This is a genomic window from Phytobacter sp. RSE-02 (genome assembly GCF_040578655.1).
In the GTDB taxonomy this organism is placed as follows: domain Bacteria; phylum Pseudomonadota; class Gammaproteobacteria; order Enterobacterales; family Enterobacteriaceae; genus Phytobacter; species Phytobacter diazotrophicus.
The window spans coordinates 144,192-165,780 of record NZ_JBEULY010000003.1; the positions used below are offsets into that span (position 1 = coordinate 144,192).

Genomic DNA, 21,589 nt, shown 5'->3' on the forward strand with positions numbered 1-21,589 from the left:
GCCCCGATTTAACTTATGTTGTGTGAAAATCTAGTTCATAAGATAAATTTGCGACATCTAATTGTTTTTTATTTCGAAAGCACCATTTCTACACTTTTATCCCATCAGCTTTTTGTAAGCGTCAGCTGCCTCCTGCGGCGTCATCGATACCGTTTCGGTTTTGATGGGGCCGCCATCTTTCCCAGTGCTTTCTACTTTCAATTTATTGGTATATGCATCACCGACTTCTTTTGCAGCCTGCTCGAGCAACTGCGCCGTCATGCCGTAGTTGCGCATGGTTTCAGTCGTACTTGCCATCCGGTTCAGCACACGCAGCCGGTACGCCTTATTAGCGATTGGGATATCGGCTGTTTCATTCAGGAATCGTTCACGTGTCGCGATGAAGAGATCAACCCAACGTTTCGCCAGGCCTTTGCCGCTTACCTTCGTCGGGTCGTTCTGCTCTACCTGTTGCCGCGTAACCTGGATACCAAATTCTTTAAGGACAGCTTCGACAACCTGAGAGGGGGTGTCGTAACACGCAACTGATTGAACTATGAAGGCTTTAGTTTCTGGTTTTAATGCCGCCATATTTCACCATCCGTCCTATCCAGTCCTGAAATTATGCCAGCCTTAGCATGCATGTCCCGCATGCCCTGGCGATATCGATGTGAGCAACCTCCGCAGGTTGATTTGCTGCGTCCACCAATTCCTGTACGTCGCGGCTCGCGCCGTACCGACGAACCACGCCGACAAACTCTTCGACATCGTGGCCGCGCAGGCAGAGCTTCGGCTTCCCCGTCTCGCGGTAGAACGCCGGCGCGCCGAACTCGTCGGTCTTTTGGGCTATGTGATACAGCTCATGATCTATGAGCGCGCAGAATTCGAGGTCTGTGCATTGCAGGCAGAAATCTGCTGCGAGGGTGATGATGTAATCCGGCTGATGACCGAACCATTCATACATCTGCTGCTCCATGCGGGCCTTTTGCCAGCCACCGGCGCGGAAAGCTACCTCTTCGGCCTGACCGAGTACGGAGCGCCCCTTTTTAGCGAACGCACTCGACGCCCACATGAAGGCAATGTCAGCGTCTGTAAGGTGGAAGTGATCGGGGTTATGAAGATGACCGCCGTCAGCAATGATTTGCGCCTGCACCCATTCGTAAACGCCTTCGGCTGGCGTCAGACGTATGTGGGGTGAGAACTCTTCAACAAATGGCGCTGATGGCATAGGCCTCGTGAGTCCGTACATTTTCACTTCCTGATATAGGGGTTGACTAAGGCGTCATTGATTAAAAACATAACCTGTATCAATCTCAGTGAACTCCTTGTGCTGTATTTTAGTATGCAATTTTCGCGTTACACTCCGCCTAAATAGCTGATTTCGAGGCATTCAATCGATAAGGTGCTTGCGACAGAATTTTTCTTGTTTGTAAGTGAAATACTTTTCAATTCAAGTGAGGGTTAATGATGGAACTTATTGTTTTAAATGTAAAAGATGGTCAGAACATTAGCTTTACTGGTCAAGTTGCTGCAAGCGTTCTCGACCGTAGTGCTAATAATTACATTGCGGTGTATGAAACTAAAAAAGAGCATTGGTTAATTGCTTTCACCACTATCAGTGACATGTTGATACGACATGAAGTTATTGAGAATAAAGAAGTTGATAAGCTTATTGATTATCTTGGTTTTTCAGAAGCGACAAAGTCAATTTATCAACAACTTGGTATTGACACAACAAATAAGCTTGATATTTAGTGTGGTTTTATTCTTATAAATATTTCTAATCAAATCCTTGTTTAACGGGCCATATATGCATGGCCCTTATGGTTGATTTTTTTCATCACGAACTGCCGTAATGCGAATACGCCCAACAATACTTTATTCAAGACACTGCTCGCGCACATACGCCTGCAGCCCCGTTAGTTGCCTGGTGACTGTTTCGATTCGCTCGCGGAGGGTGAAATAATCTCATTCAGCGACGTCAGTAAGTCGAAGTGGGCACCCCAGGCCTGCATGCCTGGCAATGCCGAACTTTAATTCATGGTATAGTAATCGCAACGCTATCCGAGGACACGATTATGCACATAAATACCAAGATGAGAATTTTTGCATTTTGCTATTTGGTTTGTGCGTTCACGATTGCCTTGCCAGTTATTGCCCTGTTCTTCGATCTGGTGATAGGCGGCGGAATCATTGATATATTGAAAAAAGTCTACTCATTTACAGACCTACTGAGTATGCGTAAAAGTATATACCTTAAACTCGCCGGAATAGGTGCTATGACTGGTTTTCTAATCTGGCTAGTATCCTATAGCAAATACGTTTATCACGACCCGCTGGATAAATATTTTAAATAGTCAGTGACACTGTGTATTGATGTACTCCTGTAACATTCTCAGCGCTGTTTGGTCTCTGATGATGCCGGACCTGATACCGAGAACGTTTCGTCCAGCAACATCAGAGAGTTCGATGGTGGCATCATTGCCCAGGCCGGAGGTGCTGGCGGTTTCGGTTGAGGCTGACACTGGACACTTCCCTTTGACGAGCACCCGACCACCATTATCAAGCTTGCGCTGCAGAGCATCATTTTCAGATTTCGCATCCGCTAATTCCTTCGAGTATTTGGCATCGAGCGCAGCAACGTCGCGCTGACGCGTCTGCATGTCTGTGATGGTGTCGTTCGCCAGCGTCAGCTCAGTGGTCGCTCTGTCACGCTGTGCTTTGTAGTTCAGCGCATTGTCGCGGTAGTGATTCACGGCCCAGGCCAGCGCGACAATCAGCAGGATGATTAACGAGGCGGCTATTGCGGTGATGCGGCTCACTGGTCTATCCCCCAGCACGCCAGCGCGCTTTCCTGGTCCCGGCGTTCGACCTGACCGTAGCAGCCGTTTTTCTGGCCCTGCGTCAGCCGACAGTCGCGGCCACCGTCTTTAATCCACCAGCGAATCGCTTCACATGCGCCTTTGCGATCACCTGCATTCATGCGCTGATAGAACGTCGAGGGGAAACACTTACCGGGGCCGATGTTGTACGGGCAAAACGAGGCAATCCCGGCCTTCTGCGGTTCGGTCAGCTTCACATGGATGTTTTTATCCACCCATGCCAGCGCCGCATCGCGCTCTTTCGCATTCACCTGGTCACATTTTGCCTGCGTCAGCTTCATGCCCTGCACCACCGGCTTACCATCCACCAGCGTGGCACCACGGCAAATAGTCCAGATGCCGGAGCCGTCACGATAAGCCGTCAGGCTGTTGCCTTCTTTCTCGTTGAGGAACTGATCGAGGATGACCGTTGCTGGCGCACCAGCAAGGACCAGGCCCAGTACTGCAGCACTTAACTTTGCCTTCGCTCCCATTACTGGCCCCTGGCGGCTTTTCGCCGATCCTCTTTGATTTTGAAATACAGGTTGGTCAGGTATGTCAGCAGACCAAAAAGAATACTCGCGAGAACACCAATCGCAGCCCATTGCGAGGGCGAGACTTTATCCAGTAGCTGGAGCACCCAGAATCCCCCATTTGCTCCAGCAAAGCCGTAGCTCACACCGGTTGTTAGTTTGTCCATTCGATACATGCTCCACCTCCGCTCAAGGGAAGTGCTGTGTGGATGAAAGGGGATAAAAAAAGCCTGCACGGAGAGGTGCAGGCTAAGGGCTTTGGCAAAACTAATTATTGTGTGTGTGGTGCCGGGTGCCTCCCGGTGAAACGCTGACTGGCTACAACGTTTCGCATGCATCTAAAACTCAAAGACTGCCAGTAATGCCCCACCGCAAAGGGGGATTCACCACGCACGCAATGTAAATTCTTGAGGTTGCTGCGTCAATAACAACACTCTGACAAAGGCCACTCACCCCTGTAAAGGCTCTGCGTTTTGATGTTGCGTCGGCACAGACGCGGGATGGCTTCGGCCGCCGGAGCAATCACAACCAGACCAGTAGAGGGAACGATCCAGCGACCAAAGAAGGCGGCCTCAGCGCAAGCGCCTGGCGGATTGGGGAATGAGCCGTCCGACAGTGAGGCCTGTATACGAAAAAGCCCCGCGAAAATTCGCAGGGCTTCTGTGTGTACTGTATTTTCTTTGCCGCCATCTACAACTTAGGCAGCATATCAAAGCAGAATCAAATATGGCTTATTTAGTTCGGTTTTGCAAGACTTGCATGTAAATTTGTTGCCTTTTGTTGTGAACGTGATCGGCAAATTGAAATCAGCGACTGCTTATCCAATGCGAAGAATATGCGGGCCATAGCCAGCCAGTGCGGCTTATACGTCTCTGTCCACGTCGAATCAACAACACCTACAAGCGCGGCAAGGTCAGCAAACTGATAGCTCTCACGCCGAGCCAGCTGTTCTTTAACGTCCTGAGCTGCCAGCCAGATAAGCGCTTTGAGCTTTTCTTTGGTCTTCCCTGCTATGCGGCGGCCTTTAATTGTCTCGCTAAATAGTTGCCATCCATGCTGCACAATCACGGTCTGCAAACTGAAATCGGTGTCATGCAGGTAGCTCCATTTCACCCAGGCGCTTTCAGTGTCTTCCAGCTTTGAGATAGCGCGGCGCCAGCTTGCCGTTGAAAACTCAACTGGGATGACCTGCGGGATAGAGGTGCCTTTTGCGTGTGATTGTTTGCCCGGTATCGGGGGATTACGCAGCATGATTTTCTTCCCCGTCACCTCATCCGTGATGAACTGGCGTTTGCGCGGGTACCGTTCGTGTGTGAACTGGAGCTGCTCCACCAGCGCCACTAATTGCCCCTTCGTGCGGCCGCTAAAATCAGCAGTGGCCAGCGCGATTTCTTCCCGGACGTATTGCAGATATTGTTCGTTCATGCGGCGGCCTCTGATGTTTGTTTTTGCTGTGTGGTTTTAACTGGTTTACTGTGGCGCTTTACGGCGGGCATGTTCGCCCGCGCTACGCACTCGGCCTGATACTGGGTGTATTCTGGTTTCACGCGGCCTCCTGCTTTTTCATTTCACGGAGCTTCGTCCTGTATTCGTCGCGGATGTGGATAAAGTCTTCCCGGCGATAATTAGTCATGGGGTGTGGACCGTTCAGCCAGTCGACATAGTCCTGGCCATATCGCTCTACTAATCCGGCCTCGTATTGCTTTGAGACGGTGGCCTCTTTAGCTGTGAAGTTACCGGCCCCGCCATTACATGATTTGCACTGCTTATGGGCATTACGCTCTTCAAAACGCAATTCAGGATTAGCGCCTACTGATTTAAAATGCCCACAATCCCACTGTCCGCCATGTAGCTCCGGCGGGTTTAGTTCGTTGCAACTGATGCAGGGGAGATCACGATCCCGATAGCGAATGAAGTTATTGAAAGCCTGCTGTGCTTGTGACTTGAAATATGACATTGGGCGCAACTCTTCGCGCCTGGCTTTTCTGCGCTTACGCCCTGCCTTTTCTTCCTCCAGGCGGAGCTTTTGCTCTTTCCGTTGCTTTTCAGCTTTGGCGGCATCGTTCGCAACTTTTCCGTGGGCGCTGGCGCATTCGAACGAACAAACAAACTGACCGTCACGCGTTGGGTGAAACCATTCACGGCATACGGTGCATTTGCGGCGTGGTTTACGCATGTGATTCCCCCCAGCGCTTGGCCCATTCAATCTCAATGAGGGATTTTTCGCTGAATGCGACGTTCTGCTGGGTACCGAACCAGTAAATTGCCTCAATGACCTCAACCATCTGCGGAATGGTCATCTTGCTGGTTCGCTGGCCGAACATCACAACGCCGCCGTCGAGGCCGGGTGCCATGCGCTGTTCCTGCTTCTTGGATTTGGCGACCATCGCAGTGATGAGGTCTTTCCAGTCGTCGGAGTCGTACCGATTACCAAACCAGATAACCTGGTCAGAGAGGTCTTTGAGCAGCGGCCACATCTTGCGGTTTTGCTCGAGCGTGCGGGTTGTCTCTTTGATGTCGAGCACCAGCGGTCGCTTACCATCTACCGGCAGTTGACGGATAAAGTTGATGGCGTTCTGTTTAACGGTGTCGTTAACGAGGTGGAATTGTTGGGATTTCACGCGCCACCTCCGCAGAGGTAAAACGCCGGATAAACGTAGTCGCTGGCGTAGCAAAACGTCAGTGACTGAGGATGTTTCGAGTTGTGGTGCGCCATAATGTCCCCATCGTGGCGCAAATGGACTGCCGGGTGTTCAGGCCGACAGCACTGGTATTATGGACAGGTGATTATGGAAAATCAAAGACTCAAAAAACAATTTGTCTAAAGATATCTTTTTGATATCATGGGGCACGGTTAAAACTTAGGAAGCGAGTTCAATCATGATTTCTATTGATCTGACAGCGTTACAGCGCCATAGATCTAGGGATGAAGCCTCTACTCTAATGGATGAGATTAATAAAATCCTTGAGGAGGCTGCTAAGTACCGATCTTCCTTTTTCGATTTTTTGAAAGATTTCAGTCCTAAAGACTTTACACAAAATCTTTCAATCAAAAACGAAAAATTCAGAATCAGTATCCCTCTGATAACACTGATACTTTTAATCGCCCGCTTAATCGTGTTCAAAATTGCGATTATGTATAAGGTGATGCAGCATAAAACTCTGGAATTCAAAGTTGTTTCGCGCATGACTAAAAATCAGCATAGCGATCTTCTGTCTTTAAACAAAATTTTAGCATCTGGAATTGTGAAGGAGAATGCATGTCAAGCATAAAAAAGTCTGATAGCTTCCTCCTAAGATTCAAAGAAGAAGATGGTATCAATGGTATCAGTTCTGAATCCTTTGAAAAATTAATGAAAGCTACCGGCATGAGCAAAACAGACCTCATGCATTTTGCTCTTGTAAGCCTAATGGATAAATACATTCCAGCTTATGAGCAAGATGATGGGCCTTTAACTGAGGCTCAATTCCGGATGTTAATTGAAAGGTCGAAAACCGATCAAGTACCGGATGAGAGTTTCGAAATGCTTTTGTAGGTATAGAAATGCATTCGAAGATAAAATTACCAAATCCGGGTGATATTGTCTGGTTTCGTCATCCCGATGATTCAAAAAAGAGACCAGGCGTCGTATTGGGTGTGTCAAAACTCAAACATGAAGTCATTGTTGCGTTCGGTACGAGCCAAAAGACACATAAGCTGTATCCGTCTGAATTTCTCATAGCGGAGACTGATGGCGCTGAGGCTTTTGCCTTGTCCGGGCTAAGCCACGATACTAAATTCGACTTAGCCAGAACATGTATACTGCCCTTCACTACTGAGTTCTTTGCTAAGGCGCCTAAGAAAAATAATATTCCATTCCCCAAAATGGGGAGCGTTCATATTATGTACTACAACGCGATGAGCAAAGCGAAAGCTAAAAGTAATAAGTGACACCCCTAGGGCTGCAGCATTGTGCTACAGCCCTTTTGTTAAGCGTCCTGATCCTACCCCCTACCCCCTCCCACTTTCAGGGTGATGCCAGCGGCGGCGCAGGCGTCTTGGATTTCGAAAATTGAATAAACCGGATAGCGCTCTGAACCATCGCAGCAACGGTCTTTCTCGCTATGCGATACGGCCACTTCATCCCAATAGTCATCCGGTCCATGTCCAGCCTGAATCCAGATGAGGTGCGCGTGAGGTTTTGGCAGCTTAACGGTGAGCATCGGCGAATTGGCTAACGCAGCTTTCGACGCATCAATATTCCACTCTGCGCCACCGCATTTGATAATTCCCGTCGCCGCTTCGCCACCAAACGCCTCGGTGTTTTCAATGAAAGCGTGCGCATTGCGAAGATGGGCGCTAAGCTCAGCAATCAGCGCCTTATCCGCTTCATGGGCTGCCAGCAGGGCGATTACGTCAGGGTCTCCCAGGTTGTAAACTGTCTCGCGAGACTGTTCGTAGTGCTTATCAGCAAAATCACGACCTTCCTTGAATGCATAACCATCGCCTTCAACGCGACCATCGCAGCCGTATACGACCGAACCGCCGCCAGCACGTGTGATGTGCATTTTCTCACCGCAGATACGACAATTTGGCACCTCTGGCTCTGCGTAACGCGCTTTGAGTGCCTGAATATGTTCGCTGGTCATGCTGCACGCTCCTGTTTCTGCTGCGCTGCCGGGTTAATCCAGAGACATTCGGTGCGAACTTTGGTACCGCGCCCTGCGCTGATGCGTGATTCTTTTTCGGTTTTAGTCCAGCCGATCAGCATGTCGTTATAAACGTCGTGGTCGTAACCGCTGATCATCACCATGCCCTGCATAGTTCTGGCCACTGCGAGCAATTGCTCATGGCCCTGAGTTGTCATTTCATGGCTGTAGTAGCGGTTACCCTGGACGCGTGTCTCTGGCAAATATGGCGGGTCGATGTAGTGCAAAGTGGTTTCTGCATCGTGGGCGCGCATCACCTCCAAAGCGTCTTTGTTTTCGATAATGACACCCTGCAGACGCTGGCAAATAACAGCCAGATTTGACGGGTAACGCTCCCAGAGGTGGGAAGCCGTGGCGTATTTGCGCTTGCTGTCGCTGCGAAAACCTGACGTGCCACCGATGCCGGCCGCCGAACCAAAACCCATACAGGCACGAACAACCATGCGGCGGGCGCGTTCTACCGGGTCGGAAGATTCTTCTCGCGCTGCGCAAAACTCATCGCGGGAATATGGCGTGAGGGCACAGGCATCCTGCAGGCGTTGGTTTGTTTCAGGGTCGCGCAGTACCCGGAAGAGGTTCACCACTTCACCATCCAGGTCGTTATAAACCTCGGCATAACTGCGCGGTTTTTGCAGTAGTACACCAGCGGCACCGCCAAACGGCTCAACGTAGCAAACGTGATCCGGCATCTGCTCGATGATCCATGATGCCAGGCGGAACTTACCGCCGTGGTACCGGATAGCCGGGTGTTTGATTTTGGTTTCCGTGCTCATGACCGCGCTCCTTTGCTCTCGACTGCGCGCTGATTCCACTCGTCGCGAACCTCTGAGTAGAAGATTTGGCAATCATTACCTGGCGATGCGTATTTGCTACCTGACTGCGCCCGACAAGAAGGGCATTTGACGTAGTAGAAGCGCCCACCGGATCCATATTCTGGATGATCAGGCTCACTGGTCAGGTAAGGCGCTTTGTGTCCGCAAAACGGGCATGGAAGCAGATTACTCATGGTTAGCTCCTTTGCTCTCGCGAAGCTGGCGGAAGTTGTACAGAGACAAACGGAAGTCCTCAGCATATGAGCGCTCAGATTCGTAGCAGATGGTTTCTAAATCTCCGCTATCAATGATTTCTGCGATGTTTGGCGGCAACACTTCTGCTCGCAGTGCGGCGATTGCTGAGGATGTGACGGGGGTTTCTGGAAGTGCGTCAGGAATAACCTCGGAGTAGACGCGCTCCATAGCCGACTCCCAGCCATAGGAGCAAGCAGCGTACCCGTTGCGTTGGTAGCCATGGTCTTCAACCCCACACCCCATACCCTGATCGTGGTATTCGGGCTGATTATCTGGATTGATGACGTATTCAAGAGCATCTTTCAGCGCCAAACTCTCCATCACCACCGCGTCGCGCTGCTCAGTCAGCAGGCGGACCTGCTCGGCGAGCTGCTCTTCGCGCGCAGTTGATTCACGCAGCGCTTTTACCAGTCGATTGATGTAATCAACCCCGGCAGTGGGTAAATATCGGGATACCGGCTCAGCGGCTTTTAACATTTCGTCGATAGTCATACTCTCACCCCGTAAACTGACAGAACGCGCTGCATAGCGGCACTGTTGCGGCATTCTGCAAATATTCCATTTCCCGCTGTCGCTGATTCCTGCGGTAACTCGACACCCGGCGCCAGGCTGTAAAATGACTTACCCATGTTCCTGGTTCTGATAACCTGCCCACGCGTAACCATGGTGCTTAGCTGGCCGGAAAGCGTGTTGTAAGGGACGCCAAGAAAACGGGCAATATCGACTGCGCGAAGGGTGCCGTGAGTGCGGAGTACGGCGATCGTTCTGCTGGGGATGGTGTTGTTGCGTCTGCACTTCGACAAATTGCTACGGGAAGCTGCGGCACGACCACGGCAAGCCAGGAACTCTTTGCCGCCACTTTCCAGCCACGTCTGATACGCGAATTCACTGGAGAAATGGCCCACCGGGATTTTCGTGAAGATACGGCCAGCAGCGCGCAGGTTTGCCAGGCCATCAAGCACTTTGCGTTTTGAGCAGCCAATTTTATGCACCAGTTGCGCCGTGTTCACTGGCGCGAACGCCGGGATACTTTTCAGTATTTCTACGTTGATATCGTCCATCATGCTCTCCCGCCTTTGAAACCAAACTTCGCCCGGATTTCCTGGACCTTCGACATGCTCTGCTCACGTGTCAGCGGTTTGGCCCCTAACACTGGCAAACGAGCAATCGGTTCGGGGATAACCTCGCCGTTGCGGACGCGTTTAACCATTTTCTCCAGTTCCTCTCCAGCCTTGCGGTTCAGTTCCGGGTCACTCAGGCCCTGAGAGCGCATAGCCTGATTCAGCACCGTAACCATCCAGTAAGGCGCATTCACCACCACGGCGACTCTGCGCACCTATATTGATGAGTACAATAACGGCCTGCCGGTGCTGCTGAGCGCTGATGATATAAAAAGATTCCTTGAAGAGTACAACGCCACCCTGACACCACCTTTCAGCAGTGACGATATCAAGGCGTTATTGGAAAAGCACAATGCCACCCTTCCCGCACCGATAGCACTGGGTGTATCCATCGAAGAAACTGGACAGAGCTATATGTCTCTGCCAGCGGAATTCCAGCGCATCGATGCAGACCAGAAACAGACAGCGGCAGCCATGAAGGCATGCATCAAAGAATTCAACTCAACGCTACCTACTCCGCTGAAAACCAGCGGCAGCCGTGATGCGTTGCTTGAACAACTGGCTGTTATTAATCCCAACATGGTTGAGTTTGAAGCGCAAAAACCAACCCCGGTAAAAACCAGCGGCAGCCGCGACGCACTGCTCGAACAACTGGCACTCATCAATCCTGACCTGGTAGCGCAGGAAGCGCAGAAGCCCGCGCCGTTGAAAGTGTCCGGTACCAAAGCGGACCTGATTCAGTCCATTAAATCAGTAAACCCTACGGCGGTATTCGCTGACGAACTGCTGGACGCCTGGCGCGCGAACCCGGATGACAAAATCCTGGTTACCCGTGCGCAACTGGCGACCGCAACGGCAATTCAGTCAGCGCTGTTAGGACATAAGCGCGCTGGTAAGTTCCTGACGCATCCGAAACGAGCCGTTGAAGTGAGCTACTTCGGTTTCGACGATGAGACCGGGCTGGAGATCCGTGTTCGCCCTGACCTCGAAATTGATATGGATGGCATCCGCATCGGTGTTGATCTGAAAACCATCAGCATGTGGAACATCAAGCAGTCTGCTCTCAAGGCCCGCCTGCGCCGTGAAATTATCGAACGTGATTATCACCTGAGTGCGGCCATGTACATGAACACAGCAGCGCTGGATCAGTTCTTCTGGATTTTCGTCAACAAAGATGAGGGATACCACTGGGTTTCCATCGTGGAAGCAGGCCCGCGCCTGCTTGAACTTGGTCAACTGGAATACCGGGAAACCATGAGTTCCATTGCTAACGCCTTCGATACCGATGAATGGCCTGCGCCGATTACCGACGATTACACCGAAGATCTCAGCGACTACGAAATGCGCCGCCTTGAAGCGTTGCGTGAAACGGCATAAGGGGGAATGAATATGTCTACAGCAATTTCGACCAGCGAAAACAAAACTCAGATGATCGATAACGTTTCCATCCTGACCAATGGGGAGCTATTCAATCGCCTTCTGAAAATATCTGAGGTAATGGCTAACAGCGGAAACTTTGTCCCTGAGCACTACCGTGGAAAACCTGATGCCTGCATGGCTGTTGTGATGCAGGCAGCGCGCTGGGGTATGGACCCGTTCGCTGTCGCGCAAAAGACCTTCATCGTAGGGAATTCTGGTGTGCTCGGTTATGAGGCTCAGTTGGTTAATGCAGTGGTCAACAGAATGGCCCCAACAAAGGACCGGCTTCATTTTGACTGGTTTGGGCCGTGGGAAAACATTGTTGGACGTTTTGTTAAAAAAACAAGCAGTCAAAACAAGGAATACATTGCACCAGGCTGGGATATGAAGGATGAGGCGGGCGTTGGTGTGCGCGTATGGGCAACCCTCAAAGGCGAGGACGAAGCGCGCGAACTGGTGCTGATGCTGTCACAAGCTCAGGTACGTAACTCAACACTTTGGGCCAGTGACCCGCGCCAGCAGCTCGCATATCTTGCGGTGAAGCGTTGGGCTCGTTTGTACTGCCCTGATGTGATTCTGGGTGTTTACAGCCCCGATGAGGTGGAAGAACGCACTGAGAAAGAGATCAACCCGGTTTCTGGTGCGAGAAAGACCGTGCAGGAGATTACGGGGGAAGTTGAGACCACCACCAGCGCGCGGGAATCCGCAGCGAATATCTATGTTATGGCCGATGACTTCCGAGACCGCATTGATGCCGCTGAGGACGTCGACAGCGCCAAAGCTGTGCGCGTGGATATCGAAGCGCAGAAGGCCACTCTTGGAACAGCACTCTTTACCGAGCTGAAAAACAAAGCGGTCAAACGCTATTACCTGGTCGATGCCCGCAACAAAGTGGAAGCGGCGATCAACTCCCTGCCACAGCCAGATGAACCGGATGCCGAAGCCCGTTTTCTTGATGTTGAGAAATCACTGGCGGCGGCCAGGCGGCACCTCGGCGATGAGCTGTACGAAAAATACAGCGTAACGCTTCTGGATATGAAACCGGAATATGTGTGCTAAGCAACGTCGGGAGGGGAAACCCTCCCACACAGGAGGATTTATGGAGTGGAGTATTGAGGAACTTGCTTTGCTGGCCCGTCACAGTAACCCGGTTGTTTCAGAACTGACTGGCCGCAGCGTGGAAGAAGTCGCGGAACGTCGCCTGCAGCGGAATATCGAAATCAACTGCTGGGACAAATTCGATCCGGAGCGTGAAGCATGAAAGAACGCGGACTGATTTTTAACGCTGAGATGGTTCGCGCCATTCTCGACGGACGTAAGACGCAGACGCGGCGTATCGCAAAACTGTCCCACGAACGCGGGATGAAAAACCCTGTAGTGCGCGGTAAGAACGGCCAGGCCAGCTATGTTGGATGCCACCTGGCGGCAATGCTTTGCCCTTTTGGTCAGCCCGGCGATCGCATTTGGGTGCGCGAGACATGGGCGCTGCTGGGCAATGAAGACGGTTGCTGCATCGACTGGAACGGAAAACTTTGCAAAGGGGATGAAAGAGAGGCAGCAAGAATTTATCGCGCCAGTTGCGAGCAAAAGCCAGGTGATTATGGTCTGTGGTCAATTCCCGACGATGCCGACTGGAAGACGTACACAGAGAATGAAAAATTTGAAGGTGCATGGCGTCCATCAATCCACATGCCGCGCTGGGCCAGCCGCATCACGCTGGAGATTACTGGCGTGCGGGTGGAGCGGTTGAACGCTATCAGCGAAGAGGATGCACGAGCAGAGGGTGTTGTGCTCCCTGAATGCTGCCACGCCTATTGCCACGGATTCAGCCTTCTTTGGCAGTCCATCTACGGTGAAGAAAGTTGGCAGGCTAACCCCTGGGTGTGGGTGATTTCGTTCAAACGCGTTGAAGGGGGTGCAGCATGAGACCAGACGATATCGACGCCGCCAGCGAGCTTGAAGAACTCCAGCGACAGGCAGCCATTCAGGCGCACCGTATCGACCGAAACGCGGTATCAGCGACTCACTGTGACGAATGCGGTGATGCGATTGAAGAGGCGCGGCGCCGGGCAATGCCAGGCTGCCGGATGTGTGCGAGTTGCCAGGCTGACGCAGAAAAGCGCGGCAAGCACTTACGTTGAATTTACTGGCCCCGGTTGGGGCCAAAAGAGTGGATCCATGGAAAAATTAATGAAGGTGTCAGAGCTGGCAGCGCGGCTACAGATTTCCCCTTCCACGATTTACCGGAACCCTGCCCGCTACAACATGTTTAAAGTCGGCGGCGCATGGCGAGCTAACGAAGAAAGCGTGGCAAATTTTTCTCAGGCAACTAACAATGTCATCCGGCTGGCTGTGGTCGGTAAGGAGTATACAGAATGCCGATCTACAAAAGAGGGAAAAACTACTGGGTTGATATCTCGGCTCCAGACGGAGAAAGAATTAGACGCTCTGCTGGCACCGAAGACAAGAAGAAAGCGCAGCAATACCATGACAAGATAAAGCATGAGCTGTGGAACATTAACAAGCTGGATAAGCGCCCGGATCACTCATTCGATGACATCATTATCCTGGCGATGAAGGATGCAGAAGACCAGGCGCTTTATGAAACCAAGAAGGGGTATGCAAAATACTGGCGATCAGTTTTCAAAGGGCGCTCGCTTTCTTCCATTAAGGGTGACGAGATAGCAAGGATGATGCCTACCCATTCACTTCACAAATCACGCAAGCCATTGGCTAACGGAACGGTGAACAGGTACAGGGCTTTTATCGTGCGGGCCTTATCCCTGGCATTTAAGCATGGATGGATAGAGCACAGACCATACGTACCATCACTGAGGGAGCCAAAGGTGCGTGTGCGCTGGATCAGGAAGTGGCAGGCGAGAGAGCTTATTGACGGGCTGTCTACAGATATCATGAGGCGAATCGTCTCCTTCGCCCTGCTTACCGGAGCGCGGCGAGGAGAGATTCTTTCACTGACATGGGAAAACGTGGACATCGAAAACAGGAATGCGGTTGTCACAGCGGAAAATGCGAAATCAGGTCGTGCCCGCGCATTACCGCTGAATGATGAGGCAATCAGCATATTACGTGAGTGCGAAAAAACGTGCGATTTTGTTTTCTCTGTAAACGGTGAAAAACTCAGCGACATCGACAGGAAGGATTTTGAAAAAGCAACTACCAGGGCAAATCTGACTGATTTCAGATTTCACGACTTGCGACACACCTGGGCAAGCTGGCATGTGCAGAATGGAACACCGTTGATGATGCTAAAAGAAATGGGCGGATGGGAAACGCTGGAAATGGTGAAAAAGTACGCCCACCTCAGCGCCGAACATTTAAACAAATTCGTTGGTTCTGTCACGTTTTTGGCACAGGAAAATGAAATTGAAGCGTTAAGGAACAGAAAGAATGCTGCAAATTACTGATTAGATGTGTATTTTTATTTAAGCAAAAGCAGGTTAATTATTTCAGGAATAGACTTTTGCTCTGAATTAAGGGGTGGTTACTTGCCTGAATATAATAGTGACTATAACATGCTTGATAGTCTTCGGAATATCGCTCACTCATGAGTGATAATAGCAAAATGAGTAAGGTCAGGATGTCAAACACGCCCATCGAGCTAAAAGGCAGTAGTTTTACCTTATCTGTGGTTCACTTGCATGATGCAAAACCCGAGGTTATTCGCCAGGCGTTAGAAGACAAAATCGCTCAGGCTCCCGCTTTTTTAAAACATGCTCCTGTTGTTATTAATGTTTCTGACCTTGAGGGCCCGGTCAACTGGTCGCCGATTCAACAGACTATTCTGGCGACGGGGTTACGGGTTGTCGGTATCAGCGGCTGTAAAGACAGCGAACTGAAAGCCGACATTGAACGTGCCGGGTTGCCGCTTCTGACCGAAGGCAAAGAAAAGCCGCAACGTCAGGTTGCTGTTCCTGTCCCCGAGGCCCCCATTGTTACTCCGGTCACAAAAACACGCTTGATTGATCTTCCTGTTCGTTCCGGGCAGCGTGTTTATGCGCCAAACTGTGATCTGATTGTCACCAGTCACGTCAGCGCAGGCGCAGAGTTGATTGCCGACGGCAATATCCATGTTTACGGCATGATGCGTGGCCGCGCGCTGGCTGGCGCAAGCGGCGACAAGGATGCGCAAATATTTTGTACTCACCTCACGGCGGAGCTGGTATCCATCGCAGGGGAATACTGGCTGAGCGATCGAATCCCGGCCGATTTTTATGGCAAAGCGGCGCGCTTACGTTTAGCGAATAACGCTTTGACTATTCAACCGTTAGATTAAGCCCTTTTAACAAGGAACTCCTATGGCACGCATTATTGTTGTTACTTCGGGTAAAGGGGGCGTGGGTAAGACCACCTCCAGCGCGGCCATCGCAACCGGTTTGGCCCAGAAGGGAAAGAAAACCGTCGTTATTGATTTTGATATCGGCCTGCGTAACCTCGACCTCATCATGGGCTGTGAACGTCGCGTCGTGTACGACTTCGTGAACGTCATTCAGGGCGATGCGACGCTGAATCAGGCGCTGATTAAAGATAAACGTACGGAAAATCTTTATATTCTCCCGGCTTCGCAGACGCGCGACAAAGACGCGTTAACGCGTGAAGGCGTAGAGAAGGTGCTTGATGAGCTGCAGAAAATGGAGTTCGACTTTGTTATTTGCGACTCACCGGCGGGGATTGAAACCGGCGCGCTGATGGCCCTCTATTTCGCGGATGAAGCGATCATCACCACCAACCCGGAAGTCTCTTCCGTCCGTGACTCTGACCGTATCCTCGGCATCCTGGCGTCCAAATCGCGCCGCGCCGAAAACGGCCAGGAACCAATTAAAGAACACCTGTTGTTGACCCGCTACAACCCGGGGCGCGTTAATAAAGGTGATATGCTCAGCATGGAAGACGTGCTGGAGATCCTGCGCATTAAGCTGGTTGGCGTGATCCCCGAAGATCAGTCAGTCCTTCGCGCATCCAACCAGGGGGAACCGGTTATTCTGGATACCACTGCCGATGCAGGCAAAGCGTACGCAGATACCGTTGAACGTCTACTGGGAGAAGATCGTCCTTTCCGCTTCATTGATGAAGAGAAGAAAGGTTTCCTCAAACGCCTGTTCGGAGGATAAGTTATGGCATTACTCGACTTTTTTCTCTCCAGAAAAAAGAACACCGCCAGCATCGCAAAAGAGCGTCTGCAAATTATTGTTGCGGAACGCCGTCGCAGTGACGCTGAACCACATTATTTACCGCAGCTAAAGCGGGATATTCTGGAGGTGATTTGTAAATATGTTCAAATCGATCCGGAAATGGTTTCAGTTCAACTGGAACAACGGGGTGACGATATTTCCATTCTGGAACTCAACGTTACCTTGCCAGAACCAGAAGAGACGAAATAATCCGGCAGTTGATCGCTGCGCCAGGAGTAATAAAAAAGGCAGAAACCCTCTGCCTTTTTTCTTTTTATTACGCTTAACCCCTGTCTTTATATACAGGGATTAACGCGGATATTCCGTTAATAATGCGTTGAGTCGCTCAGCCATCAATTCCGCACGCCAGCCACTGATTAATTCCGGTAAATTTGTCTGCGGTTTTAATTGCCAGTGCCAGTTAAGTAACTGATTAATTTGCCGACGAGAAGCAATTAATTCTGCGCTCAGTCCTTTGCTTTCGCTAACGTCCTGCACCAGTGCTTTGATAGCTTTAAAGGCTTTGCGATAGCCGGGCATATCCACCAGGTTCAACAGCGGCTCTGGCAGCGCGTCTTCCGGCAATGCCTGCGCCTGTGCAACCAGGGACAGCAGCGTTTTACCGTGAAAACGGATTTCGCTGCCAGAGAGGCCAATGCTGTCCAGCTCGCCCATGCTGCCCGGCATATAACGCGCCACGGCCCACAGATTCTCTTCACGAACAACGAAATTGACCGCCAGGTCACGCTCGCGGGCTTTACGCAGACGCCAGTCCGCCAGCAAACGCAGGCATGCCAGTTGGCGGGTACGTAACTGCCAGGCGTTGCTGATGTCACGCCATGCCTCTTCCGGCGCCAGAATTTCGCCACGCCGTTGCATCATCAGGCGACATTCGTCCAGCGCGGCATTGAGCCACCCTGCTTCTTCGGTTTCAGCCAGCAATTTTCGCGCGATAGGCAGCAGATACCAGACATCGGCCGCCGCATAATCGCACTGACGTGTCGTTAACGGACGCGCCAGCCAGTCAGTGCGCGACTCGCTTTTATCCAGCGCCACGCCGGTGTACTGCTCCACCATTGCCGCAAAACCCCAGGAGAGCGCACGCCCGGAGAAGGCCGCAAGAATTTGAGTATCGATCATCGGCTGCGGCATGGCGCCGAAAGCGTTGAGGAAGACTTCGAGGTCTTCACTACCGGCGTGGAGGAATTTTGTTACCTGAGTATTGGTAATCAGATCGCGGAACGGTGCCCAGTCAGTGATGGTTAACGGGTCGATTAACGCCACATTCTCCCCGTCATAAAGCTGGATTAAACCAAGCTGGGGATAATAGGTACGGGTGCGGACAAATTCAGTATCAAGCGCAATAGCATCGGTGCCAGCCGCAGCTTCACACAGCGCTGCCAGCGCCTCGTTCGTCGTGATCATCTGGTAATTCAAATCGTCTTCTCTTTAGTTTGCGCCCACAAAAAACGCCGGATTAACCGGCGTTCTGGCGACTAACGCATAGCTCAGGCTTTATTGTCTACTTTGCCGCGCGCTTCGTCACGCAATTCTCGTCGTAAAATTTTACCGACGTTGGATTTCGGTAGCTCAGCGCGGAATTCCACCCGTTTCGGCACTTTGTACCCCGTTAACTGGCGGCGACAAAACGCGATAAGCGCTTCTTCGGTCAGCGAGTCGTCTTTTTTCACCACGAAAATTTTAACCGCTTCGCCGCTGGCATCGGAAGGCACGCCTACGGCCGCCACTTCCTTAACGCCTTCATGCTGCATTACGACATCTTCAATTTCGTTCGGATAGACGTTAAAGCCTGAGACCAGGATCATGTCTTTTTTGCGATCGACAATACGCATAAAGCCTTCGCCATCCATCACCGCAATATCGCCGGTGTACAACCAGCCATCTTTGATGATTTCATCGGTCGCCGCCGGGCGCTGCCAGTAACCCAGCATGACCTGCGGGCCTTTCACGCACAATTCACCCGGTTCACCCGGTGGAACTTCATTGCCGGCATCGTCCACCAGCTTCACTTCTGTCGACGGGACCGGCAAGCCGATGCTGCCACTGTGGTAGTCAATATCATGCGGGTTGACGCTCACCAACGGCGAGCATTCTGTCAGACCGTAGCCTTCCAGCAGGTATTCGCCGGTAAGTTTCACCCAACGCTCGGCAACGGCCTGCTGTACGGGCATGCCGCCACCCGCAGAGAGGTGCAGAGAGGAAAAATCGAGTTTGTGGAAATCGTCGTTGTTGAGCAATGCGTTAAACAGGGTGTTTACCCCGGTCATGGCGGTGAAAGGGTATTTCGCCAGCTCTTTCACCAGCCCCGGAATATCGCGCGGGTTGGTAATGAGCAGGTTCTGTCCGCCCAGTTCGATAAACAACAGGCAGTTCATGGTCAGGGCGAAAATGTGGTAGAGCGGCAACGCAGTGACCACCAGCTCTTTACCGCGATGCAGCAACGGACCGTAGGTTGCGTTCACCTGTTCCAGGTTGGCCAGCATATTGCGGTGCGTCAGCATCGCCCCTTTGGCTACACCCGTCGTCCCGCCGGTATATTGCAGAAACGCCAGATCGTCGGTCGTGACTTCCGGCTTGATATACTGCAAACGGTAGCCCGCCTGCAGCGCACGGCGAAACGAGATGGCATCCGGAAGATGGTATTTCGGCACCAGGCGCTTCACATATTTGACGACAAAGTTAACCAGCGTGCCCTTCGCCGGAGAGAGCTGATCCCCCATGCGGGTCAGGATCACATGGCGAACCTGCGTCTTGTCGACCACTTTTTCCAGCGTGTGGGCGAAGTTGGAGACAATCACAATGGCGGATGCGCCGCTGTCGTTAAGCTGATGTTCCAGTTCGCGCGGTGTGTACAGCGGGTTGACGTTCACGACTATCATGCCCGCACGCAGAATACCGAACAGCGCCACCGGATATTGCAGAAGATTCGGCATCATCAGCGCCACACGATCGCCCTTTTGCAACCCTAAGCCCTGTTGCAGGTATGCGGCAAAAGCGCGGCTACGCTCTTCCAGCTTGCGGAAGGTCATCACCTCCCCCATGTTGACGAACGCAGGTTGGTCGGCGTATCGCGCCGTCGCGTGTTCAAAGAGTTCAACCAGGGATTGATAACGATCGGGATTAATATCCGCAGGTACATCGGCGGGATAACGGTTTAGCCAAACCTTCTTCAATGCATCACCTCTAAACTGTGTATTTGTCGTCATCACAACCCCTGTTAATAAACAAGTCGTTAACATTATATTAACTCAGCGTACCAGTTTATTAATTGTTCGAATTGAAGGTTGCGAAGCGCATCACTAATTATTTTTGTTATGGTTTTTCAAAATAAAGAAACAGCGGACCAGCCGCTGTTTCGTTTTTCATGCAGAACAGAGCGTTACTCTGTTACAACACTTTGTTCATAGGCGGGGCCGGGATTATACCAGCCCCAACCGCCGTACCCACGATGCCACGGGTGTGGCCCCATCATCCACGGATCCATCGGTTGCGGCGGCAGTACGACCTGCTTTGTGATATGCCAGCGTTTATAGCCATCAGCACGGATCACCGCGAATTTATAGGCAGCGCCGCCCACCTGACCGTCATAGATGCCGGTAATCGGCCCGACGACGGTCACCAGTTGGTTCTGGAAGTCCACCGGGTCTAGGAAACCATTCACGTCGGCCATAATGCGCCCGACAGAGGTTGCGCCCAGAATCGGTCTCGCCCCGTCATCTAACGGCACGGTGGCTATCTCAAGGCGGGTTTTCCCTTGCTGATTCTCAATTTTCACCACTTTGCCGCCGAAACGGGCTTCCTGACCGATATAGAGATTTGGCGCATTCATCACGCGCACCAGATCATCCTGCGGCGTCGGACTGGTTCCTTTGATCGCGTCAGGCACAGAAACACACCCACTTAACGCTGCGGCGACCACACCCACCAGTAACCAGCGCATACCTCTTTTTTGACTCGCCATGATGCGACTCCTTCACTCAGCCTTGTAATTACTGAGATTCATTCCCGGCCCGGAAGTTTCTTCCAGGCCACTTCGTTACGCAAATAAACCGGCTCGGCATGCTCAACGGCAACGGTATGCCCCAGCGAAAGCTGATGGTGCGCGATAGGCAGCATATCTTGTGCTTCCGGCAACGATACGCCGCCGTCTGTCAGCGTCAGGCCGGTATCTTTTGCCATATCTGGCCACGCTTGCCAGCCGGTGCCGACGGTTGCCCACTCGCCGGAGAGCGCGTTGAGGCGCGCGGTCACCGCGTCGGGTTTGAGGACCGCTTCGGTCTCTTCACCGTGCCAGACGCCGTCGGCATCACGCTGATATTCCGCCCAGTAGACTTCGCCCATACGGGCATCAATAGCGGCCAGAACACGGGTGGCCCCCGACTTACGCCAGGCGCCTTCTGCCATCGTCGCAAGCGTAGAGACGCCAATCATTGGCAACTCCGCGCCCAGCGCCAGCCCTTGTGCAATACCAATACCAATGCGCACGCCGGTAAAGCTCCCCGGACCACGGCCAAAGGCCAGCGCATCCAGTTCAGACAGCGCAACGCCGCCCTCGGTGAGAACATCCTTCACCAGCGGCAGAATACGTTGCGTGTGTTCACGTGGGCAGAGTTCGAAATGAGCAAAGAGGGTTCCGTCGTTATTCAGCGCGACGGAACAGGCTTCTGTGGCGGTATCAATGGCCAGAATTCGCATGGGTAATCGCAGTCC

Annotated in this window: 30 protein-coding genes and 2 pseudogenes; 13 read left to right on the plus strand and 19 right to left on the minus strand. The window is 51.9% G+C overall.

Annotation, left to right across the window (positions count from 1 at the left end; all coding sequences use genetic code 11):
* Positions 1-96: 96 nt before the first annotated feature.
* On the minus strand, positions 97-570 hold the full coding sequence (locus ABU190_RS07460; RefSeq protein WP_354690903.1) for a DUF2280 domain-containing protein: 474 nt from the start codon (positions 568-570) through the stop codon (positions 97-99).
* 31 nt (positions 571-601) lie between these two features.
* On the minus strand, positions 602-1,228 hold the full coding sequence (locus tag ABU190_RS07465) for a putative metallopeptidase (protein ID WP_354690904.1): 627 nt from the start codon (positions 1,226-1,228) through the stop codon (positions 602-604).
* A gap of 215 nt (positions 1,229-1,443) precedes the next feature.
* Between ABU190_RS07465 and ABU190_RS07470 the strand changes: the two genes are divergently transcribed.
* On the plus strand, positions 1,444-1,734 hold the full coding sequence (locus tag ABU190_RS07470) for a hypothetical protein (RefSeq protein ID WP_354690905.1): 291 nt from the start codon (positions 1,444-1,446) through the stop codon (positions 1,732-1,734).
* Between the two features lie 123 nt (positions 1,735-1,857).
* On the opposite strand, the pseudogene ABU190_RS07475 reads toward ABU190_RS07470, so the two are convergent.
* The 7 genes and pseudogenes from ABU190_RS07475 to ABU190_RS07505 all read right to left on the minus strand — a co-directional run.
* Positions 1,858-1,971 (minus strand): annotated as a pseudogene (locus ABU190_RS07475) (lysis system i-spanin subunit Rz); the annotation flags it as partial.
* Positions 1,972-2,336: 365 nt separating this feature from the next.
* A complete protein-coding gene (locus tag ABU190_RS07480) occupies positions 2,337-2,801 on the minus strand; it encodes a lysis protein (RefSeq protein WP_354690906.1) in 465 nt (154 codons plus the stop codon).
* Positions 2,798-3,334 (minus strand): lysozyme, encoded by a 537-nt coding sequence (locus ABU190_RS07485; RefSeq protein ID WP_354690907.1) that lies wholly within the window; start codon positions 3,332-3,334, stop codon positions 2,798-2,800. Before ABU190_RS07485 ends, ABU190_RS07480 begins: the two co-directional genes overlap by 4 nt.
* Positions 3,334-3,549 carry a class II holin family protein gene (locus tag ABU190_RS07490; protein WP_061495163.1) on the minus strand — a complete coding sequence of 72 codons (216 nt, stop codon included), beginning with the start codon at positions 3,547-3,549 and terminating at the stop codon, positions 3,334-3,336. Before ABU190_RS07490 ends, ABU190_RS07485 begins: the two co-directional genes overlap by 1 nt.
* 559 nt (positions 3,550-4,108) lie before the next feature.
* Positions 4,109-4,798 (minus strand): bacteriophage antitermination protein Q, encoded by a 690-nt coding sequence (locus ABU190_RS07495; protein ID WP_354690908.1) that lies wholly within the window; start codon positions 4,796-4,798, stop codon positions 4,109-4,111.
* A gap of 118 nt (positions 4,799-4,916) precedes the next feature.
* Positions 4,917-5,549 (minus strand): recombination protein NinG, encoded by a 633-nt coding sequence (locus ABU190_RS07500; RefSeq protein WP_354690909.1) that lies wholly within the window; start codon positions 5,547-5,549, stop codon positions 4,917-4,919.
* The gene (locus ABU190_RS07505) at positions 5,542-5,994 is read right to left on the minus strand and encodes a recombination protein NinB (protein ID WP_354690910.1); all 453 of its coding nucleotides are present in this window, start codon (positions 5,992-5,994) and stop codon (positions 5,542-5,544) included. Before ABU190_RS07505 ends, ABU190_RS07500 begins: the two co-directional genes overlap by 8 nt.
* Before the next feature lie 259 nt (positions 5,995-6,253).
* Here ABU190_RS07505 and ABU190_RS07510 point away from each other — a divergent pair, with 259 nt between their 5' ends.
* From ABU190_RS07510 to ABU190_RS07520, 3 genes are read left to right on the plus strand one after another with little or no spacing between them, the layout of a single operon-like run.
* A complete protein-coding gene (locus ABU190_RS07510; protein WP_354690911.1) occupies positions 6,254-6,646 on the plus strand; it encodes a hypothetical protein in 393 nt (130 codons plus the stop codon).
* Positions 6,634-6,909, plus strand: a complete 276-nt coding sequence (locus ABU190_RS07515; RefSeq protein ID WP_354690912.1) for a hypothetical protein — start codon at positions 6,634-6,636, stop codon at positions 6,907-6,909. Before ABU190_RS07510 ends, ABU190_RS07515 begins: the two co-directional genes overlap by 13 nt.
* A gap of 8 nt (positions 6,910-6,917) precedes the next feature.
* Positions 6,918-7,304: a hypothetical protein gene (locus tag ABU190_RS07520; protein ID WP_354690913.1), complete on the plus strand. Its 387-nt coding sequence runs from the start codon at positions 6,918-6,920 to the stop codon at positions 7,302-7,304.
* A 53-nt stretch (positions 7,305-7,357) separates the two neighbouring features.
* On the opposite strand, the gene ABU190_RS07525 is transcribed toward ABU190_RS07520, so the two are convergent.
* From ABU190_RS07525 to ABU190_RS07550, 6 genes are read right to left on the minus strand one after another with little or no spacing between them, the layout of a single operon-like run.
* Positions 7,358-8,002: an ead/Ea22-like family protein gene (locus ABU190_RS07525; RefSeq protein ID WP_354690914.1), complete on the minus strand. Its 645-nt coding sequence runs from the start codon at positions 8,000-8,002 to the stop codon at positions 7,358-7,360.
* Positions 7,999-8,835: a DNA adenine methylase gene (locus ABU190_RS07530; RefSeq protein ID WP_354690915.1), complete on the minus strand. Its 837-nt coding sequence runs from the start codon at positions 8,833-8,835 to the stop codon at positions 7,999-8,001. Before ABU190_RS07530 ends, ABU190_RS07525 begins: the two co-directional genes overlap by 4 nt.
* The gene (locus tag ABU190_RS07535) at positions 8,832-9,134 is read right to left on the minus strand and encodes a Lar family restriction alleviation protein (protein WP_354690916.1); all 303 of its coding nucleotides are present in this window, start codon (positions 9,132-9,134) and stop codon (positions 8,832-8,834) included. Before ABU190_RS07535 ends, ABU190_RS07530 begins: the two co-directional genes overlap by 4 nt.
* Complete coding sequence (locus ABU190_RS07540) at positions 9,061-9,621, minus strand: hypothetical protein (RefSeq protein ID WP_354690917.1); 561 nt, start codon at positions 9,619-9,621, stop codon at positions 9,061-9,063. Before ABU190_RS07540 ends, ABU190_RS07535 begins: the two co-directional genes overlap by 74 nt.
* Positions 9,618-10,193 (minus strand): hypothetical protein, encoded by a 576-nt coding sequence (locus ABU190_RS07545; protein ID WP_354690918.1) that lies wholly within the window; start codon positions 10,191-10,193, stop codon positions 9,618-9,620. Before ABU190_RS07545 ends, ABU190_RS07540 begins: the two co-directional genes overlap by 4 nt.
* Positions 10,190-10,426, minus strand: coding sequence for a replication protein P (locus ABU190_RS07550; RefSeq protein WP_354691197.1), 237 nt, complete (start codon positions 10,424-10,426; stop codon positions 10,190-10,192). The genes ABU190_RS07545 and ABU190_RS07550 overlap by 4 nt, the downstream gene beginning before the upstream one ends.
* A gap of 7 nt (positions 10,427-10,433) precedes the next feature.
* Here ABU190_RS07550 and ABU190_RS07555 point away from each other — a divergent pair.
* The 9 genes and pseudogenes from ABU190_RS07555 to minE form a co-directional block, all read left to right on the plus strand.
* Positions 10,434-11,627 (plus strand): annotated as a pseudogene (locus ABU190_RS07555) (exodeoxyribonuclease); the annotation flags it as partial.
* 12 nt (positions 11,628-11,639) lie between these two features.
* Positions 11,640-12,728, plus strand: coding sequence for a RecT family recombinase (locus ABU190_RS07560; protein WP_354690919.1), 1,089 nt, complete (start codon positions 11,640-11,642; stop codon positions 12,726-12,728).
* A gap of 40 nt (positions 12,729-12,768) precedes the next feature.
* The gene (locus tag ABU190_RS07565; RefSeq protein ID WP_172399107.1) at positions 12,769-12,930 is read left to right on the plus strand and encodes a hypothetical protein; all 162 of its coding nucleotides are present in this window, start codon (positions 12,769-12,771) and stop codon (positions 12,928-12,930) included.
* A complete protein-coding gene (locus ABU190_RS07570) occupies positions 12,927-13,595 on the plus strand; it encodes a hypothetical protein (protein WP_354690920.1) in 669 nt (222 codons plus the stop codon). Before ABU190_RS07565 ends, ABU190_RS07570 begins: the two co-directional genes overlap by 4 nt.
* Positions 13,592-13,810: a TraR/DksA family transcriptional regulator gene (locus ABU190_RS07575; protein WP_354690921.1), complete on the plus strand. Its 219-nt coding sequence runs from the start codon at positions 13,592-13,594 to the stop codon at positions 13,808-13,810. The genes ABU190_RS07570 and ABU190_RS07575 overlap by 4 nt, the downstream gene beginning before the upstream one ends.
* Positions 13,811-14,044: 234 nt before the next feature.
* Positions 14,045-15,094, plus strand: coding sequence for a site-specific integrase (locus ABU190_RS07580; RefSeq protein ID WP_354690922.1), 1,050 nt, complete (start codon positions 14,045-14,047; stop codon positions 15,092-15,094).
* Positions 15,095-15,267: 173 nt separating this feature from the next.
* Positions 15,268-15,963, plus strand: a complete 696-nt coding sequence (gene minC, locus ABU190_RS07585) for a septum site-determining protein MinC (protein WP_039079509.1) — start codon at positions 15,268-15,270, stop codon at positions 15,961-15,963.
* Between the two features lie 22 nt (positions 15,964-15,985).
* Complete coding sequence (minD, locus tag ABU190_RS07590) at positions 15,986-16,798, plus strand: septum site-determining protein MinD (RefSeq protein WP_039079510.1); 813 nt, start codon at positions 15,986-15,988, stop codon at positions 16,796-16,798.
* Positions 16,799-16,801: 3 nt separating this feature from the next.
* Positions 16,802-17,068: a cell division topological specificity factor MinE gene (gene minE / locus ABU190_RS07595; protein WP_039079511.1), complete on the plus strand. Its 267-nt coding sequence runs from the start codon at positions 16,802-16,804 to the stop codon at positions 17,066-17,068.
* A 99-nt stretch (positions 17,069-17,167) separates the two neighbouring features.
* Here the strand turns inward: minE and rnd are convergent, their stop codons facing one another.
* The 4 genes from rnd to tsaB all read right to left on the minus strand — a co-directional run bounded on the left by rnd (position 17,168) and on the right by tsaB (position 21,574).
* The gene (gene rnd / locus ABU190_RS07600) at positions 17,168-18,295 is read right to left on the minus strand and encodes a ribonuclease D (RefSeq protein ID WP_103245689.1); all 1,128 of its coding nucleotides are present in this window, start codon (positions 18,293-18,295) and stop codon (positions 17,168-17,170) included.
* Positions 18,296-18,366: 71 nt separating this feature from the next.
* Complete coding sequence (fadD, locus tag ABU190_RS07605) at positions 18,367-20,052, minus strand: long-chain-fatty-acid--CoA ligase FadD (protein ID WP_125125698.1); 1,686 nt, start codon at positions 20,050-20,052, stop codon at positions 18,367-18,369.
* A 206-nt stretch (positions 20,053-20,258) separates the two neighbouring features.
* Positions 20,259-20,840, minus strand: a complete 582-nt coding sequence (locus ABU190_RS07610; RefSeq protein WP_107223342.1) for a Slp family lipoprotein — start codon at positions 20,838-20,840, stop codon at positions 20,259-20,261.
* Positions 20,841-20,878: 38 nt separating this feature from the next.
* The gene (gene tsaB / locus ABU190_RS07615) at positions 20,879-21,574 is read right to left on the minus strand and encodes a tRNA (adenosine(37)-N6)-threonylcarbamoyltransferase complex dimerization subunit type 1 TsaB (RefSeq protein ID WP_354690923.1); all 696 of its coding nucleotides are present in this window, start codon (positions 21,572-21,574) and stop codon (positions 20,879-20,881) included.
* Positions 21,575-21,589 lie beyond the last annotated feature (15 nt).

What these genes read in the sequence shown, in the direction of transcription:
- ABU190_RS07500 (WP_354690909.1), bottom strand. Translation starts at nt 5,549, where the DNA reads ATGCGTAAACCACGCCGCAAATGCACCGTATGCCGTGAATGGTTTCAC.
- ABU190_RS07485 (WP_354690907.1), bottom strand. Translation starts at nt 3,334, where the DNA reads ATGGGAGCGAAGGCAAAGTTAAGTGCTGCAGTACTGGGCCTGGTCCTT.
- ABU190_RS07525 (WP_354690914.1), bottom strand. Translation starts at nt 8,002, where the DNA reads ATGACCAGCGAACATATTCAGGCACTCAAAGCGCGTTACGCAGAGCCA.
- ABU190_RS07530 (WP_354690915.1), bottom strand. Translation starts at nt 8,835, where the DNA reads ATGAGCACGGAAACCAAAATCAAACACCCGGCTATCCGGTACCACGGC.
- ABU190_RS07515 (WP_354690912.1), top strand. Translation starts at nt 6,634, where the DNA reads ATGTCAAGCATAAAAAAGTCTGATAGCTTCCTCCTAAGATTCAAAGAA.
- ABU190_RS07575 (WP_354690921.1), top strand. Translation starts at nt 13,592, where the DNA reads ATGAGACCAGACGATATCGACGCCGCCAGCGAGCTTGAAGAACTCCAG.
- ABU190_RS07540 (WP_354690917.1), bottom strand. Translation starts at nt 9,621, where the DNA reads ATGACTATCGACGAAATGTTAAAAGCCGCTGAGCCGGTATCCCGATAT.
- ABU190_RS07490 (WP_061495163.1), bottom strand. Translation starts at nt 3,549, where the DNA reads ATGTATCGAATGGACAAACTAACAACCGGTGTGAGCTACGGCTTTGCT.
- ABU190_RS07610 (WP_107223342.1), bottom strand. Translation starts at nt 20,840, where the DNA reads ATGGCGAGTCAAAAAAGAGGTATGCGCTGGTTACTGGTGGGTGTGGTC.
- ABU190_RS07520 (WP_354690913.1), top strand. Translation starts at nt 6,918, where the DNA reads ATGCATTCGAAGATAAAATTACCAAATCCGGGTGATATTGTCTGGTTT.
- ABU190_RS07550 (WP_354691197.1), bottom strand. Translation starts at nt 10,426, where the DNA reads ATGGTTACGGTGCTGAATCAGGCTATGCGCTCTCAGGGCCTGAGTGAC.
- ABU190_RS07565 (WP_172399107.1), top strand. Translation starts at nt 12,769, where the DNA reads ATGGAGTGGAGTATTGAGGAACTTGCTTTGCTGGCCCGTCACAGTAAC.
- ABU190_RS07545 (WP_354690918.1), bottom strand. Translation starts at nt 10,193, where the DNA reads ATGATGGACGATATCAACGTAGAAATACTGAAAAGTATCCCGGCGTTC.
- ABU190_RS07495 (WP_354690908.1), bottom strand. Translation starts at nt 4,798, where the DNA reads ATGAACGAACAATATCTGCAATACGTCCGGGAAGAAATCGCGCTGGCC.
- minC (WP_039079509.1), top strand. Translation starts at nt 15,268, where the DNA reads ATGTCAAACACGCCCATCGAGCTAAAAGGCAGTAGTTTTACCTTATCT.
- ABU190_RS07580 (WP_354690922.1), top strand. Translation starts at nt 14,045, where the DNA reads ATGCCGATCTACAAAAGAGGGAAAAACTACTGGGTTGATATCTCGGCT.
- ABU190_RS07560 (WP_354690919.1), top strand. Translation starts at nt 11,640, where the DNA reads ATGTCTACAGCAATTTCGACCAGCGAAAACAAAACTCAGATGATCGAT.
- ABU190_RS07465 (WP_354690904.1), bottom strand. Translation starts at nt 1,228, where the DNA reads ATGTACGGACTCACGAGGCCTATGCCATCAGCGCCATTTGTTGAAGAG.
- ABU190_RS07470 (WP_354690905.1), top strand. Translation starts at nt 1,444, where the DNA reads ATGATGGAACTTATTGTTTTAAATGTAAAAGATGGTCAGAACATTAGC.
- minD (WP_039079510.1), top strand. Translation starts at nt 15,986, where the DNA reads ATGGCACGCATTATTGTTGTTACTTCGGGTAAAGGGGGCGTGGGTAAG.
- ABU190_RS07535 (WP_354690916.1), bottom strand. Translation starts at nt 9,134, where the DNA reads ATGCTGAGGACTTCCGTTTGTCTCTGTACAACTTCCGCCAGCTTCGCG.
- tsaB (WP_354690923.1), bottom strand. Translation starts at nt 21,574, where the DNA reads ATGCGAATTCTGGCCATTGATACCGCCACAGAAGCCTGTTCCGTCGCG.
- ABU190_RS07460 (WP_354690903.1), bottom strand. Translation starts at nt 570, where the DNA reads ATGGCGGCATTAAAACCAGAAACTAAAGCCTTCATAGTTCAATCAGTT.
- ABU190_RS07510 (WP_354690911.1), top strand. Translation starts at nt 6,254, where the DNA reads ATGATTTCTATTGATCTGACAGCGTTACAGCGCCATAGATCTAGGGAT.
- minE (WP_039079511.1), top strand. Translation starts at nt 16,802, where the DNA reads ATGGCATTACTCGACTTTTTTCTCTCCAGAAAAAAGAACACCGCCAGC.
- ABU190_RS07570 (WP_354690920.1), top strand. Translation starts at nt 12,927, where the DNA reads ATGAAAGAACGCGGACTGATTTTTAACGCTGAGATGGTTCGCGCCATT.